The 16,370-nt window shown below is 42.4% G+C and carries 11 protein-coding genes; 7 read left to right on the forward strand and 4 right to left on the reverse strand.

Annotated features, from left to right (window positions below):
- The first annotated feature begins 67 nt into the window (after nt 1–67).
- Nucleotides 68–715: a glutathione S-transferase family protein gene (locus R3D86_06940; protein ID MEZ5757939.1), complete on the forward strand. Its 648-nt coding sequence runs from the start codon at nt 68–70 to the stop codon at nt 713–715.
- Here R3D86_06940 and R3D86_06945 read toward each other — a convergent pair whose 3' ends face one another.
- The gene (locus tag R3D86_06945; GenBank protein ID MEZ5757940.1) at nt 716–1,414 is read right to left on the reverse strand and encodes a hypothetical protein; all 699 of its coding nucleotides are present in this window, start codon (nt 1,412–1,414) and stop codon (nt 716–718) included.
- Between the two features lie 153 nt (nt 1,415–1,567).
- Here R3D86_06945 and R3D86_06950 point away from each other — a divergent pair, with 153 nt between their 5' ends.
- Together R3D86_06950 and R3D86_06955 are read left to right on the forward strand one after the other, a co-directional pair.
- The gene (locus R3D86_06950; protein MEZ5757941.1) at nt 1,568–2,890 is read left to right on the forward strand and encodes an APC family permease; all 1,323 of its coding nucleotides are present in this window, start codon (nt 1,568–1,570) and stop codon (nt 2,888–2,890) included.
- Between the two features lie 20 nt (nt 2,891–2,910).
- Nucleotides 2,911–4,206, forward strand: coding sequence for an APC family permease (locus R3D86_06955; GenBank protein ID MEZ5757942.1), 1,296 nt, complete (start codon nt 2,911–2,913; stop codon nt 4,204–4,206).
- A 21-nt stretch (nt 4,207–4,227) separates the two neighbouring features.
- Here R3D86_06955 and R3D86_06960 read toward each other — a convergent pair whose 3' ends face one another.
- Both R3D86_06960 and R3D86_06965 read right to left on the reverse strand, forming a co-directional pair.
- Nucleotides 4,228–5,802: an amidohydrolase gene (locus R3D86_06960; GenBank protein ID MEZ5757943.1), complete on the reverse strand. Its 1,575-nt coding sequence runs from the start codon at nt 5,800–5,802 to the stop codon at nt 4,228–4,230.
- A 144-nt stretch (nt 5,803–5,946) separates the two neighbouring features.
- Nucleotides 5,947–8,091, reverse strand: a complete 2,145-nt coding sequence (locus tag R3D86_06965; protein ID MEZ5757944.1) for a TonB-dependent receptor — start codon at nt 8,089–8,091, stop codon at nt 5,947–5,949.
- Nucleotides 8,092–8,494: 403 nt separating this feature from the next.
- Between R3D86_06965 and R3D86_06970 the strand changes: the two genes are divergently transcribed.
- The 4 genes from R3D86_06970 (at nt 8,495) to R3D86_06985 (ending at nt 15,236) form a co-directional block, all read left to right on the forward strand.
- The gene (locus tag R3D86_06970) at nt 8,495–11,371 is read left to right on the forward strand and encodes a molybdopterin-dependent oxidoreductase (GenBank protein MEZ5757945.1); all 2,877 of its coding nucleotides are present in this window, start codon (nt 8,495–8,497) and stop codon (nt 11,369–11,371) included.
- Nucleotides 11,368–12,099, forward strand: a complete 732-nt coding sequence (locus tag R3D86_06975; GenBank protein ID MEZ5757946.1) for a 4Fe-4S dicluster domain-containing protein — start codon at nt 11,368–11,370, stop codon at nt 12,097–12,099. The genes R3D86_06970 and R3D86_06975 overlap by 4 nt, the downstream gene beginning before the upstream one ends.
- 4 nt (nt 12,100–12,103) lie before the next feature.
- Complete coding sequence (locus R3D86_06980) at nt 12,104–13,006, forward strand: DmsC/YnfH family molybdoenzyme membrane anchor subunit (protein MEZ5757947.1); 903 nt, start codon at nt 12,104–12,106, stop codon at nt 13,004–13,006.
- Between the two features lie 73 nt (nt 13,007–13,079).
- A complete protein-coding gene (locus tag R3D86_06985) occupies nt 13,080–15,236 on the forward strand; it encodes a TonB-dependent receptor plug domain-containing protein (protein ID MEZ5757948.1) in 2,157 nt (718 codons plus the stop codon).
- On the opposite strand, the gene R3D86_06990 is transcribed toward R3D86_06985, so the two are convergent.
- Nucleotides 15,233–16,369 (reverse strand): CaiB/BaiF CoA-transferase family protein, encoded by a 1,137-nt coding sequence (locus R3D86_06990; protein MEZ5757949.1) that lies wholly within the window; start codon nt 16,367–16,369, stop codon nt 15,233–15,235. The two genes, R3D86_06985 and R3D86_06990, sit on opposite strands and share 4 nt — an antisense overlap.
- Between the last annotated feature and the right edge of the window lies 1 nt (nt 16,370).

Consider the following 16,370-nt stretch of genomic DNA (forward strand, 5'->3'; position numbering starts at 1 on the left):
TATTCCTTTTAAATTAGATTATCTTCACATGATAATATCAGAAATCAGAAAATGTTAGGATAATTTGATGGGCAACTTCACTTTAATTATTGGAAATAAAAATAACTCAACCTGGTCATTGCGTGGATATCTTGCCCTTAAGCATGCGGGGGTCGAATTTGATGAAATCATGATCGCTCTGCGGCCAAAACTTGATCGCGAAAAGCTGGATAAATTAACGCCGGCGGGGAAAGTACCAACACTTATTGATGGGAAAGAATATATCTGGGACAGTCTGGCTATAGCAGAATATATGAATGATTTATATCCGGAAAAATCTTTTTGGCCGAAGGATATTAAAACCCGCGCACATGCAAGATCTGTTTCCGCAGAAATGCATTCGGGTTTTGTTGCACTCAGAAAAAATATGCCGATGGCCTGTCATAGTATATTTGAGTGTCCCGAAATATCAGGTGACTTAAAAAGGGACATTGACAGAGTTAAAAAAATTTGGAGCGACTGTCTTGCAAAATATAGTAAAGATGGACCTTATCTTTTTGGTAAATATTCAATTGCCGATATGATGTTTGCTCCTGTTGTGTTTCGCTTCAGAAGCTATCAGGTTGAACTGCCAAAAGCACTTCAGAATTATTGCCAGTTGATGGTTAATCATCCAGATATTAAATCCTGGCTGGATGATGCGGATCCGAACGATTCTGCTGAAGCAGATAAATGATTATAGCTCACATTTTTGTACGCTGGCATCGACAAAACTTGTCCTGCCAGCCGTTATGCTAAATCTATATTCGGACCCTCCGGTGATAACACTGTGATACAGGGGCAGAGTGCCGCTGACTCCTTGTTTATCGCCCCCAGGCATCATGAAACTGATTGTGATTTCTTTAGATGTGTCAAACCAGGCTTCCGGATTGCCATTTTCATTTATTGTCGGGCTACCGTGCCCGGCGAGTGTAATAAGTCCACGGTAAAAACTGGCAGTTGACGTGTCCTGAGCAGAAACAGGCGTGAGAATAATAAACCGTTTTGTTTCTGTTTCAGCAGAACATTTAGCATCTTTTGATATCCCAGCCAGAATTGTTTCCATCCGCTGAATATCGACCCCTTCATTTGCCCTTCTGTTAACAACGGCTAGCAGACTTTTTATATCTTCATTAGGCAGTAATCTTGAAAGTTGATCAACCGTTGCTTTATCCTTTCCAAGCTCAACCTTCAGCTGCTCATTTTCTTCAAGTTGGGTTTCGTGGCGTGTTTTCCACAGAAGCACTTCTTCCTGTGAAACGGAAATACCGATTTCATAGGCGTAATATCCGATGCCGCCAAACACACCGATGATAAGAATGAGTTTGGCAAATCCCAATATGCGCTTAGTGCGACGTTTTTGGAGCTCTTTTCTGCGTACAAGTCCCAGTGACATTAATTTCTCTGTTTTTTTTCGTTAAATTTTCCGCTTTATATTATGGGAAAATATCTAAAGTTAAAGTTAAATTATTTTTTGTTATATTTATGACCGTTTTTTTATTATGGTTTAATCAATAAAAATAAAAATCATTTTTACATAGGGAAAAACATGAGGGAAACAGAGGAAGTTCACGGCAATGATGCAAAACTCAAACGTGAAATAGGCCTGATTGCAGCCGGGTTTTTAGTTTTAAACGGCTCGATTGGTGCAGGGATTTTTGGGCTTCCTGGGAAATTGATCGAGCAGGCAGGTGTGATCGGCCCCTGGCTTATTATTATCTTTGGGACTTTTATTATAACAGTTGCATGGACTTTTGCTGCAATTGCCAGTTATTTCAGCTCAACTGGTGGACCGGTCGCTTATGCAAACAGGGCCTTTGGCCCGTTGGTAGGATTTCAGACAGGATGGCTTTTATATGTAGGGCGGGTAACGGCGATTGCCGCCAATGTCAATGTTTTGTTTAATTACGCGGCCTATCTCTGGGAGAGTGCTTCTTCAGAAACTATCAGGATGATCCTATTTTTCATAATTATTGGTACTCTAACGGTGATCAATGTTTTGGGGATAAAAAAAGCGGTAAAAGCCATAAATATTTTAACTTTACTTAAAACCATTCCGGTAATGCTTCTTGTGCTGCTGGCACTTCCTTATATCACGCCGGAAGGAACATTTCCCAAAGACTTGCCCAGTTTTGATGACATGAATGGTCTCGTTTTGCTCATTCTTTATGCGTTTGTTGGCTTTGAAGGGGCTCTTGTAACGGCGGGGGAAACAAAGAATCCTAAGAAAACAATTCCCCGTGCATTAATAATTGGGGTCTTGGTTATTACAGCGCTTTATTTTTTAGTTTCACTTGCTTACGCAAATGTAGTCGATGAAATCAGCACTGATATTCCTTTACTGCAAATGGCAGAAATTCTTATGGGTAGTACTGGTGGAGTTATCATTATTATTACTGCAATTTTTTCAATTCTTGGCAATGCCACGAGCATTGTCATAGCTGCACCACGCATGACATTTGCTATGGCTGAAGAAGGATCGCTGCCAAAATGGTTTAGTGAAGTAAGTGAAAAATATAATACACCTGCAAACTCAATCATTTTTCTGGGAGTTCTGGCTTTCCTGCTTGCCATATCGGGGACCTTTGTCAAACTGGCTATTGCCAGCACATTGGCCAGAATGATTGCCTATGCCATTTGTATGCTTTCCTTACCGAATATCCGTAAAAAAGCGGATCAGGAAACAAGGGATAATGCAACAAAATTACCGGGTGGCTATATTATTCCGGGCGTGGCTTTTTTCGTCTGCCTTTTTGCTATCAGCCAATCTACATGGGTGTCATGGAAATATACATTGGGGTTAATATTTTTGGGAAGTTTCCTCTATTACTTAAATAAATTGATAGGGAAAAAGCAAAACACTGATGATTAAATGAATGGTCGGAATAATGCATGAGTGAAGAGGCAAAATTAAAACGCGATATTGGAATGCTTGCAGCAGGATTTCTGGTCTTAAACGGCATAATAGGTGCCGGAATTTTTGGCCTGCCTGGAAGGCTTGCGGAAGTGGCGGGCACATTTAGTCCATGGCTATTCCTGATTTTCGGCATCTTAATTTTAACAGTTGTTTGGCCCTTTGCAGCACTCTCCAGCTATTTCAGCTCAACCGGTGGGCCTGTTGCATATGTATCAACGGCATTTGGTCCTCTACTTGGGTTTCAAACGGGATGGCTTTTTTATGTAGGGCGCGTTGCAGCCTTTGCAGCAAATGTAAATCTTTTATTTGATTATATGGCATATCTTTGGGATGGCGCATCTCCGGGAATGATCAGAAACATTATGATTTTTATCGTTGTTGCCAGTCTTTCGATTATAAATATTCTTGGTATAAAGCGCGCTATTCATGTCATCAATATTTTTACTCTTTTTAAGCTGGTTCCTATTTTTCTACTTATTCTGCTCGGACTTCAATATATCGCACCGGAAAATCTGGTGCCGCCGGAAATGCCGGAAATTGAAAATGCCAATGCGGTTATTTTATTAATTTTCTTTTCTTTTACAGGGTTTGAATCCGTACTGGCGTCTGCCGGGGAAACAAAGAATGCCAAAAGAACAATTCCCCGTGCTTTATTAACTGTTTTTATCATCGTGACTGTAATCTATTTTATGCTTCAGCTGGTTTACGTTACAGTTGCACCGGAGATTGAGGGAAGTGCCCCGCTCATAGGACTGGGAGAAAGTCTTATGGGACCGATAGGCGGCATAATTGTTATCCTGACTGCGATTTTCTCTATATTAGGTAACGTTGCTGGCATTGCAATATTTGCATCACGCTCTACTTTCGGTATGGCGCATTATGGGTCACTGCCGATGTGGTTTGGGAAAGTAAATGATAAATATTGTACTCCTGCCAATTCCATAATTTTTCAGTCAGTTTTTGTTTTTATACTGGCTGTCTCAGGGACCTTTGTTTACCTTGCCATCGCGGGAACGCTTGCCAGGTTAATCGCCTATTCCATTTGCATTATTGCCCTACCGAATGTCAGAAAAAATGCTGATCCTGAGACTGAGGAAAATTCACTGAAAATACCAGGCGGATATATTATTCCTTTCATTGGTCTGCTGGTTTGTTTTTTTGCGATCTCTCAGTCTGAGTTTTTAAGCTGGAAATATCTGATCAGTTTTATTGTGGTGGGTTCACTTCTTTATTTTATCAATGAAAGACTTAAAAAGAAGGCGGTTTTATAAACCGCCTTCTTGAGAAAATTATTATTCAGGCAAAGTCGGGTAAGTTATTCCGAGCTGTTCCATATATGTGTCATATTTAGTGGGATCATAGTAAAGCTCTTTAAGCTGTGGTTTGAATTTGGCCATTATATCAACATTCTTTTCAATAGCGGGCTTCTCTGTTGCGCTGATAAAAGGCACATAGGTGGTTTCAGCTAGTTGAACTTCATTAAAATATTTTTGGGCTTCGCTAAGCAGGTCCGGTTTTAAAAGTAGATCGACCATTGTTCTCGCAATCACCTTTGCCCCGGCCAGTGAGCCCTTATGGGCTACGGGCGTGGCCATAGCAATTGTATTTTTCCAATTATGTCCACCAAGATTACTGATATTGGCAGGATAATTCAGTGTAATGGTTGGAACCAGCCAGGAAATATCACCAATATCATCTGAGCCGCCACTAACCGGATATTCGGAGGGCCCCTGAATGCCAGCTATTTCCGTTTCAAGCCCTTTTTGTTCAGTATCGGCCAGCGCTTGTACGGCTTTGGCAAATGCCTGATCCTTATCATCCCAGACGGGCATACCAACGGCATTCATATTTTCATTAACGGCTTCCGCGATGGGTTTGTTGTAATGACGTGGCCATGCCCCACCAACAACCCGGTGGCTGACTGTTGTATCGGTCATTAAAGCAGCACCGTCCGCTGTTTTGTTTAGTTTCTCAAAATTTTCCAGAATATTTTCCGCCGTCATTTCCCTTATATAATACCAGACTGAGGCCGTCTGTGGTACGACATTGGGCTGATCACCGCCGTCGGAAATAATATAATGTGATCTTTGAAGTGGGTGAAGATGTTCGCGTCGGGCATTCCAGCCTGCATTCATCAGTTCAACAGCATCAAGAGCACTTTTTCCTTTCCATGGGGCAACGGCGCTGTGGGAACTTTCCCCCTTAAATGTATATTCAACCGATATTAACCCGGTGCCACGGGCGGCCCCCCATGATACGGCAAGTGAACTGCCCACATGGGCAAATAATACGGCATCAACGCCTTCAAACATGCCTTCACGCGTAAAAAAAGCTTTGCCAGCCAGAAGTTCTTCGGCAATGCCGGGCCAGATTACAATTGTCCCGGGAATATTATCCCTTTCCATTACCTCTTTTAAGGCAAGGGCGGCGGCAATATGCACCGCCATTCCCGAATTATGACCCTCACCGTGGCCGGGCGCCCCCTCAATCAGCGGATCTTTATAGGCCACCCCCGGTTTCTGGGACGCTTTTGGGATGCCGTCAACATCAGTACCAAGTGCAATGACAGGATGACCGGAACCCCATGTGGCCCACCATCCGGACGGTAAGCCTGCAACCCCCTTTTTTACACTGAACCCGTTTTCTTCCAGAAGATTTCCTACATACCGTTGCGTTTCAAACTCCTGAAATCCCAGTTCTGAAAAACTAAACAGACTATCCACAATTTCCTGGATAAGTTTTTTATTATTTTCAACATGCTTTGAAACATCTTCCTTCAAAGACGCTATTTTTTTGCTGTCCTGTTGAGCTGATACTGTGGTGCTAAATGACAAAAGCATAAGCATGATGGTCATAATTGCGCGCATTTTCTTCTCCCTCATAATTTGTCAGATTATTATGGTTGAAGAAAATGGGCCTGTAAAGTTGACAATAAAAAAGCCGGATCAATTTTGACTGATCCGGCTAATAGTTTAGTTTAAAAGTTTATATTAGATATTAGATATTAGATATTAGAACGTCCCTTGAAGGGTTAACTGATACACGCGTTGTGATGAAGCTTTTCTAAGCTCGTTATAATCAACAACGCCATTTGAAATATTTCCAACATATTTTGTTAAGTGATAGCCATTCTTAGCTTTCAGAATGTTTTTAAGGTCGAATCTTAGTTTCATATCTCCAAATACTTTTTGTTCAATATATAATGAAGCTTTTGGATTAACTGTTTTTTCCCAATGTTCTATGACGTCTGTCCTGAAGCCGATACCATTCATAGGTGCTTTATTTGTTATGTTAAATCCATATGATGTCCCTTGCTCAACCATATCATGTTGGAAAGTGATCAACCATTCATGCTTTTGTTTATATTCGATCGGACGATGCAAAAGTGTGAACGGATCAAGTACATCGGTTTCACGTAATATATATTTACCACTGATAATAGCATTTGGAAGCTCAATTGCTTTCAGCCGCCAGCTACCGTTAAATTCTACACCATATTCTTTGGCATTACCAATATTGCCTGGAAGCGACAGTACAGCCATCTGGTAATCATTTGTTGGATTTGCAATTGGATCGGGCTTGCCAATTTTTGCAATATGGTCACGGATTTTATTATAAAAACCCTTGATAGATATTGATCCCTGATCGTCTACAAATCTGTTTTCATATGCAACTGAAAACTCCCAGGTATCTTCCGGACGAAGTAGAGGGTTACCGGCATCGACTTCATTATCTTCTACGTCAAATTTATTTCCGAAATCTCCAAAATCCAGCTGGCTGATTTTTCTTTCAACCGTTACACGGATCTGATTTTGTTCATCTACGTCATAGCGAAGGTTCATACGTGGTTTTAGGTAGAAGAAATTCCGGCTAAAATCCGGGTTCGCGGCATTGATATTATCTTTTTGCGTAATTTCAGACCATTCTGCATTCAATGAACTTTGTAAAGAGACATTAGGTGAGAATGTGTAGTTATGACTACCAAATGCCTGAAAGCGAACTTCCTGAACGCCAATATCGCTTCGTGTATTTGGATTAACGACACCAGTCGCGTTTCTGCTAGTGTTGGTTGTTCTAACATCATTAATGGCGACTTCACCACCGACCTCAATAGTATGCTTTTCAGCAAATGTGTTGGTTAAGGATGAACGTATGATTTTTTCACCATGGTCGCGCTCAGAAAAATTTGAACTTGTCGTGGCAAGTGTTGCACCATTTAATGCCCCTTGGAATAGCGTATCCCAATCATGCACCCCATGATTTATCACAAACAATGTTTTAAGAAGTCCAAGGTCTTCAAAACGGTGTTGGTAATCCCCCCCGAATTCCCAATGGAAAGGCCTGTGCTCACGATCCCTCACAACCAGGCGGGTATTATTGGCCAGAACAAGATTCTGATGATCTGTTTCGATTGTATCATCACCATCAAACTCCAGCTGACCATTAAGGCGGAAAATATCACCATTTTCTGCATTATATTCAAGGTTGCTGTTTAAGAATAATTTTTTCCGGTCTTTATTGCTACTTAAAGCATTACTTTGTGCCAGAGCACCAACGTTATTATAAATTGTATCGGCAAAATTCTGGCGTGTTTCCTCGAAAGCAAAATCAGCACCAAATAAATATTTTAAATTACCGGTTTCACCAGTGTGGGTTACTTTTGCAAGCGGATCAACACCGCCCCCTTCTACATAGGCACCACCCGCCGTCCATACTGTATTGGATTTTGAAGCATTTGCTTTCATAACAACATTGATAATCAAGCCCTCACTTTGTACGTCAAGACCGGCTTTTGTACCACGGATTAATTCAATATGACTTACCTGACTTGCCTGAATACGTTTCAGTTGAAGACCAAGAGAATTTGCTTTGCCTGAAATTCTTTTTCCGTCTATCAAAATTTGGTCCCCATCGGAGCCAAATCCGCGAACGCGGCGGCCAGTGAGCTCTTCATCCGCTTGTGCCAGAAGTGCTGCAGTGCCCGGTACGCTACGGAGCATATCATGCAGAGTAATTGGTTTAAACTGTGTAAAATAGCTCTCTTCATAGACGACGGTAGAGGAATTATCATCCGATGTAGCTTGTTGTGCCAATGCTGTCGTTGACATTAGAGTTGCTAACGACAAGGCAATAATAGATTTATTGGAAAATACCACTGAGTTCTCCTCACTTCACTTAAGTTATTATATTTACTGTTTGATGTATATATAACGATTTGTTTATGTATGCAGTGCGTACATTTATTAAGAATCATTGTCAATATAATTTTTGGAACGTAATATCATAACGCTATATACTCGTCTAGCTAGAAAGTGATCTTATTAGACTAAAGATTATATTGTTTCTAATTTTAACCTAGTTACTTACTAATATAAGGTATATTAATAGAATAAATTACTAACATGGAAGCATTTTTGGTTAATTGTACTAATCAAATTAAAAATTATGTTAAAAATAAAAAAACAAACTGAATTTTTTTATGGTAGGCTTCATAAGAATATTAAGGGGAAGACTTCTGATTATTGAAACGATAAATGTTAAAAATTTCGGTCAAATTTAATGACGGCTAGAATCAAAAATACCATTAAAACAACAACATGTTATATGTGTGCCTGTCGTTGTGGCATTAATGTGCATCTAAAAGACGGACGAGTGAAATATATTGAAGGGAATCCTGACCACCCTGTGAACAAAGGAGTTCTTTGCGCCAAAGGGTCCGCGGGTATCATGCAGCATTATTCGCCGGCCCGCCTGACGTCACCTCTTAAAAGAGTGGGGCCAAGGGGAAGCGGTGAATTTGAAGAAATTTCATGGGATGAGGCCATGGAAATTGCGACCGGGAAGCTTAGAGCTGTTCGTGAAAAAGACCCCAAGCGCTTGGCATTTTTTACCGGACGCGATCAAAGTCAGGCGCTTACCGGATGGTTCTCAGCCAAATTTGGTACCCATAATTACGCGGCCCATGGTGGTTTCTGTTCGGTAAATATGGCCGCTGCAGGTCTTTATACGATTGGGGGGTCATTCTGGGAATTTGGGGAGCCGGATTGGCATAAGACAAAATATTTCATGATGTTTGGTGTTGCGGAAGATCATGACAGTAACCCGATTAAAAAGGGTATTGGCACCATTAAATCCCGTATTGGGACAAAATATGTATCGGTTAATCCGGTGCAGTCAGGCTATGCGGCAATTGCCGATGAATGGCTCGGTATAAGGCCGGGTACAGACGGTTTGTTTATCGGGGCATTGATTTCCGAGCTTTTAAAAGCGGAGAAAATAGACTGGGATTTTCTCATTCGATATACCAATAGTCCGTGGCTGGTCATTGACAATCCCGGGGCTGAGAATAATGGATTATTTGCGAGAGACGGTGAAGGAAATTCCCTCTGCTTTGATCAGTCCGTTGTAAAAATAACCACCATGAAAGTTGGAAAATCAAAGCCGGCTTTGGTAGGGGACTTTCAACTTGATGACGGGACAAAAGTGGTGCCTGCGTTTCAATATATCATTCAGGAGTTTCTGGGCGAAAAATATGAGCCTGAAAAAGTATCTAAACAGACCGGCATTCCTGCCCATGATATTGAACGTATTGCCGCCGAATTGGCTGAAGCTGCTTTTGCAGATGAAGAATGTCTGAATATTCCTTGGACTGACAGTTACGGCAATAAGCATAAAAAAACAGTTGTCCGTCCGGTTTCTTTTCATGCAATGCGTGGCATAGCTGCCCATAAAAACGGTTTTGAAACATGCCGGATGCTTCATCTGCTGCAAATGTTACTGGGGGCAATTGATCGCCCTGGTTCATTCAGATATAAGCCACCTTTTCCCCGTCCGACACCGCCCCATAAAAAAATGGCAAAGCAGTCTGCCGGACCAAATGAAAGTCTTTCTCTTGAGCCACTTGGCTTTCCGGCTGGACCGGAAGACCTGGCTGTTGATGAAAAAGGGGAGCCAACCCGACTTGATAAAGCCTTTTCCTGGGAATATCCGCTCGCTATCCACGGAATGATGCATATGGTTCTGCATAATGCGTGGGCAGGGGACCCCTATAAAATAGATGTACTGATGATGTATATGGCCAATATGGCCTGGAATTCATCAATGAATGTTGGTAATGCCATTAAATATATGACTGATAAAGACCCTGAAACCGGTGACTATAAAATTCCTTACATTATTTATTCAGATGCTTTTTATTCAGAAACGGTGCCCTATGCCGACCTGATCCTGCCGGATACCACTTACCTTGAACGCTGGGACGCCATTTCAATGCTAGACAGGCCCATCGGTACGGCAGAGGCTGCAGCAGATTCGATCAGGCAGCCGGTCGTTGAGCCTGATCGCGATGTAAGACCGTTCCAGGATGTTGTGCTTGATTTGGGAGCCAGGCTCGGGCTTCCGGGTATGGTTGATGATAAAGGTGAACCATTATATCCAGGTGGCTATAGCGATTATCTTACGCACCACGAACGGGCACCGGGGGTAGGCCCTCTTTCTGGCTGGCGCGGAGAGGATGGCCTAAGTCAGGGCAAAGGTGCACCCAATGAAAATCAGCTTAAAAAATATATTGAAAATGGCTGTTACTGGGAATTCGAACTGGATGAAAAAGAACAATATAACCGTTTTGCCAATAAAGCCTATCATGAGACCGCAACCAAAATGGGCTGGATGGGGGCGCCGGAGCCGATTGTTCTGAATGTTTATAATGAAATGCTACAGAAATTTCATCTGGCGGCAGAAGGGCATGGAGAGCACGTGCCGCCAAAACATGCCAGAGAGCGGATCAGAAAATATTTTAATCCGGTGCCAACATGGTACCCGGTTCAGGAACAGGTTGACAGTAACAGCAAAAACTATCCATTGACGGCACTGACCCAGCGCCCGGCCCATATGTATCATTCATGGGGAGGGCAGAACGCATGGTTAAGGCAGCTTACTGCTCAGAATTATCTTTATGTAAACAGCCGCTGGGCAAAAAGCAGGAATATTGATGATCTGGATTGGGTCTGGGTTAGAAGTCCGCATGGTGAAGTAAAGGTTCAGGCAAAATATATGGATGGTCTAAATGAAGCGACTGTCTGGACCTGGAATGCCATCGGTAAAAGGCGTGGGGCTTGGGCACTTGATGAAAATTCACCAGAATTTAAAAAAGCCTTTCTGCTCAATCATGTCATATCAGAAAATCTGAAAACAGATGAAGGCGAGACAAGGTCAAATTCAGATCCTGTCACCGGGCAGGGTGCATGGTTTGACACGCGGGTTAAAGTCGAGCGGGCTGATGATCAGAAGAAAGACCGGACTTCGCCGCTTCTTGATCCGGTAAAGTTTTACGATAAATTCGACCGCCCGGATGTGCTGAATTATGGATTTAAAAAAGATATGTCCTTTGAGCAGGAGGAAAGATCGCTTGGTACGAAAAGGGAGAGCTCGAAATGACAAGTCTTCCGGATAAAACAGATAAAAAACTGGGGTTGCTGATAGATCTTAACGTCTGCGTTGGCTGCCATGCCTGCGCGGTAAATTGTAAAGAATGGAACACAGGTGGTATAACCGGCCCGATGGAGGATTTAAAACCTTACGGTGATGATCCAAGTGGTGTCTGGTATAACCGTATCCATAGTTATGAGTTCAAAAAAGAAAAAGAAGCGGATCGTACGGTTTATTTCCCTAAATCCTGTCTGCATTGCGAAGATGCGCCTTGCGTAACAGTATGTCCAACCGGTGCTTCGTTAAAAAGATCGGAAGACGGCATCGTACTTGTTAATCCTGATGTCTGTATCGGTTGCAAGCTTTGTTCATGGGCCTGTCCTTACGGGGCACGCGAATATGATACGTCTGCCGGTGTCATGCAGAAATGCACGCTTTGTATTGATAAAATTTATGATGAAAATATTCCGTTAGATCGGCGGCTACCGTCCTGTGTTTCAACCTGCCCCGCCGGTGCGCGGCATTTTGGTGATTTTGCCGACCCGGAGTCCAATGTTTCAAAGCTGGCAGCAGAATATGATGGCCGTGAATTATTCCCGGAGATGGAAACCAAACCGGTTAATAAGTATCTTCCACCACGCAAAAGGGAAAAGCACGAAGACAGAAGGCTGACACCAAAAGTAGCAACAGTTAAAGATGCTTTGCTCAAATGGGCAAAATTGGATTTTACAGGATAAAGACATGCATCCAGCATTATCAGTGATTATATTTACGACATTTTCAGGAATGGGTTACGGTCTGTTTATCTGGCTTTGCGGCAATATTCTTAATGGAACTGCGCCGGATAAAATATCGATTGTAGAGAGCTCTCTTTTATCCATAATATTGGTTGGTGCCGGACTTCTTTCTTCAACATTTCACTTGGGACACCCTGAACGGGCCTGGCGTGCTTTCAGCCAGTGGCGATCATCCTGGCTAAGCCGGGAAGGGGTTATGTCAATCCTGACTTTTATCCCAATGATTTTTATCTGCGGGCAGACATATTTTGATCTGGGATTTGAGAATCTGATTGGACCGATGGCTATAGCCGGAATTATAGGGTCATTAGTAACAATTTTTACCACCAGTATGATTTATGCATCACTTAAAGCAATTCCGGCATGGCGTAATATATGGGTGGTCATCGGCTTTCAGGTTTATGCTTTATCATCCGGCGGGGTCGCCTATATTATGTTTTCCAACTGGCAGTATTATTTATATGTCATTCTTTTGCTTATTATTTCATTGGTCGTAAAGGTTATGACCTGGATTTCCATTGATAAACACCGCGGCAAATATAAGCGCGAAGATGCTCTGGGCCTGCCTGATTTTGGTAAAGCAAAACCTTTTGAGCCTGCCCACTCACAGAAAAATTATCTTCAGCGTGAAATGGGGTATGATTTAGATCCTAAACGCAGAACACTCATGCGTTGGATTGCATTGGGCTTTGGTTTTATTATCCCGGCAATTATGCTTTACAGGGGAGATCCTGTCTTACCAATTATTACTCTGATCTGTCTTATTGGCATGATGGCAGAACGTTGGCTGTTTTTTGCAGAAGCCGAGCATGTTGTCAGGCTCTATTATGACAGAGAGAGAGTTTAATCCTAAATTTGTGGTATTATTATATTTCTTTTGATATAGAGTAACATCAAACGAAATATCGGGTATATAATTAATGAAAAATAAGCTTGTTAAGGCCGCACTGCTCTGTTCGATTGCGGCAATGCCAAATATGGTCAATGCACAATCTGCGGCAAATGATGATTCAGTTGTCATTTATGAAAAAGATTATTTTACCAAATATGATCCGGTAACGCTTCTTGATATGTTGCAGAGAGTGCCTGGAGTTCAGGCAATTCTGGACAGTAATAACCGTAATAACAATGGCGGTGGCACGGCCCGGGGTGGACAGCAAGAACGAGGCTTTGGTTCAGGTGGCGATCAGATACTGATTAATAACAAGCGCCTTGCCGGGAAGGAAAATAATATTAACAGTGCGCTTCAGCGCATCTCAGCAACACAAGTTCAGCGCGTTGAAATTATCCGCGGGGCGTCGGGGGACCTGGATGTTCAGAGTCAGGGACTTGTCGTGAATGTTATCATGGAAGAGGGGGCATCCACATCCAGCACCTTCTGGAATATAGGCGGAAAATATTCTGTAGATTATGCTTTTTCCCCGGATATTCAAGTTTCCCATAACGGCTCCAGTGGAAATCTGGATTATATGTTCGGGGTTGAGGCAAAACAGGGACAACATATAGAACACCGTGATGATACTTATTTTACGCCTGATCGTGTAAAGACAGAGATACAGGAACGCAAAACCAACAATATTATGAAATATATCAGACTGAATTCCAATCTTTCTTATAGTTGGGATAGTGGTGACGAGCTTCGTTTGAACGGCCAGTTTGAACCAGGCAAATATACCAAACGTGAACCGCGCTTTAGTGAACTGGTCAATGCGCCTAGAACATTTCAGGACTGGAGCGAGGATCAGACCTCACAAAAATGGGAAGTCGGTGGGGATTATACCCATAAATTTGATGGGCTTGGTACCTGGAAAACACTTTTTATCATAAACAGGGACCGAATTGATAAGAATGAACTTTATCAGAATGTATTTGATACAGGAAATATCCCTGTTTTCAGTGATAACGAGTACCGGGTCAAAAAAGAAAAAATTGTTCGAAGCTCACTCACCATGAGCATTTTTGATAATCAGCTTCTTGAGGTTGGTGGTGAAGCAGCCATCAATAATTTTGATAAGATTTTCACCAATGAAGATTATGATTTGGGAGCTTATACGGTAACTGTGAATGACGACGTCGCAGTGAAAGAAAATCGTTTTGAAGCCTTTGCCAATCATACGCTTAATATTTCTACCAATATGGTTCTGCAAAGCTCACTTATTGGAGAGTTTTCTAAAATCAGCTCGCTGACTGTTCCTCTTATCGGGGCCAATATTGAAAAAAGTAAAAAATTCAGTTTCTTAAAACCACGGCTTGATTTCAGATACGATGTTACCGGACGTGACCAGTTGCGGGCATCAGTGGAAAAGAAAGTCAGTCAGCTGGATTTCCAGAATTTTGTTGCCACTTATGATACCAATAATGATGTTTTGCGGCTCGGAAATACAGGGATTGTACCAGAAAAGTCATGGAATTATAGTATCGCATATGAACACCGTCTGATAAATGATGCCGGGGCATTACAGGTTGAGTTTTTCTACCGCGACATAAAAGATTTTATTGAACTGGTTGATTTTACGGAATTTTATGATGAAAACGGAGTGGCAATTCCCCGTGCAGATATTGTACCGGTATCCAAATCAGGGAATATCCCGAAAGCGCGTTCGTACGGTATTAAAACGACTGGAAGCCTGCGCCTAGGATTTATCGGTATTCCTGAGGCGGTATTCAGTATTGATCATACATGGGAAGATTCCGATGTCATTGATCAGTTCAGCGGCGTTCACCGGCCGTTTAAGTGGAAAAGCGCTCATCTTTTTACTTTTAATTATCGCCATGACATTACGGACTGGGGTTTCTCATATGGTGTTAAAGGGACCTTGAAAAGCAGAAACGGACGTCATGAGATCAATGAGGTTAACAGCACCTATAACGGCGATTTATATGAGGCGTTTGCAGAGCTGAAAATCTGGAATGATTATAAGCTTATTTTCAAATTCGAGCATATCACGCCGCTAAAATACACCACAGATGTTAAAGTTTATAAGGATCATATTCGCTATAATGACCTTGATCATCTTGAAACCAACAACTGGCGATATGTGAAGGAATATTCTGTCTTTCTGCAGGGTACGTTTTAAGATTTAAGCTTTGGTGGAGATATTTTATACTCTATCGGCGTTTTGGAATAATTAATCGGGTTTGCGATGATGGGCGTATTTGTTCCGTCTTCGTCTTCTATTCTTCGAACGAGATTGCGACTGATGACCTGAGGGTCTGATAATATCTGTTCAAGATTATTTACAGGACCACATGGAACATTGTGTTTTTCCAGGATATCTATCCATTCTTCTGTTGTTTTCTGGTTGATGACAGCATTAATTTCTGAAATCAGTGTCTCTCTATTTTTTACCCTTGCTGCATTGGTTTTATACCGGTCATCTTCCGCCCATGACTGACCGGTGAGTACGGAAAAATTTTTAAACTGAACATCATTGCCAATGGCCAGAACCATTTCACCGTCTTTTGTTTTAAACGTCTGATAGGGGACAATACTGACATGGGCGTTTCCATGCCGTTTGGGGATGTCGCCACTTACCAGATAATTGGATGTGTGGTTGGCAAGCATGGCAATCTGACAGTCAAGCAGGGCAAGATCAATATATTGTCCTTCCCCTGTCTGGTCACGATGGGCAAGAGCACCCAGAATGCCTATTGTTGCATACATTCCTGTCATGATATCGGCAATGGCGACACCAACCTTTTGTGGCCCGCCACCATTTTCATCGCTGTCCCCGGTGATACTCATCATTCCGCCCATAGCCTGGATCATGAAATCATAACCCGCCCGGTTGGCATAGGGGCCGGTTTGTCCAAATCCGGTTATGGAACAATAAATAAGTCCGGGATTAAGCGCTTTTAGGCTGTCATAATCAAGTCCATATTTTTTTAGCCCGCCAACTTTATAATTCTCAACGACAATATCAGCATTGGTGACAAGATTTTGAATTTCGGCCTGCCCCTGTGGGGTGGTAATATCAATAAACAGTGATTTTTTATTTCGGTTCGCACAAAGGAAATAAGCGGCATCACCTTGGCTGCCATCATTGTTTTTTTGAAATGGAGGTCCCCAGTGACGGGTATCGTCACCAACACTGGGACGCTCTATTTTAATAACTTCCGCGCCCATATCCCCCAGGATCTGTGTGGACCACGGACCCGCAAGAACACGGCTAAGGTCAAGTACTTTGATATGGCTTAGCGGTCCTGCCATG

It is taken from the genome of Emcibacteraceae bacterium, from assembly GCA_041396985.1.
Lineage (GTDB): Bacteria > Pseudomonadota > Alphaproteobacteria > Sphingomonadales > Emcibacteraceae > Pseudemcibacter.

What these genes read in the sequence shown, in the direction of transcription:
- R3D86_06940 (MEZ5757939.1), top strand. Translation starts at nt 68, where the DNA reads ATGGGCAACTTCACTTTAATTATTGGAAATAAAAATAACTCAACCTGG.
- R3D86_06945 (MEZ5757940.1), bottom strand. Translation starts at nt 1,414, where the DNA reads ATGTCACTGGGACTTGTACGCAGAAAAGAGCTCCAAAAACGTCGCACT.
- R3D86_06950 (MEZ5757941.1), top strand. Translation starts at nt 1,568, where the DNA reads ATGAGGGAAACAGAGGAAGTTCACGGCAATGATGCAAAACTCAAACGT.
- R3D86_06955 (MEZ5757942.1), top strand. Translation starts at nt 2,911, where the DNA reads ATGAGTGAAGAGGCAAAATTAAAACGCGATATTGGAATGCTTGCAGCA.
- R3D86_06960 (MEZ5757943.1), bottom strand. Translation starts at nt 5,802, where the DNA reads ATGCGCGCAATTATGACCATCATGCTTATGCTTTTGTCATTTAGCACC.
- R3D86_06970 (MEZ5757945.1), top strand. Translation starts at nt 8,495, where the DNA reads ATGACGGCTAGAATCAAAAATACCATTAAAACAACAACATGTTATATG.
- R3D86_06975 (MEZ5757946.1), top strand. Translation starts at nt 11,368, where the DNA reads ATGACAAGTCTTCCGGATAAAACAGATAAAAAACTGGGGTTGCTGATA.
- R3D86_06980 (MEZ5757947.1), top strand. Translation starts at nt 12,104, where the DNA reads ATGCATCCAGCATTATCAGTGATTATATTTACGACATTTTCAGGAATG.
- R3D86_06985 (MEZ5757948.1), top strand. Translation starts at nt 13,080, where the DNA reads ATGAAAAATAAGCTTGTTAAGGCCGCACTGCTCTGTTCGATTGCGGCA.
- R3D86_06990 (MEZ5757949.1), bottom strand. Translation starts at nt 16,369, where the DNA reads ATGGCAGGACCGCTAAGCCATATCAAAGTACTTGACCTTAGCCGTGTT.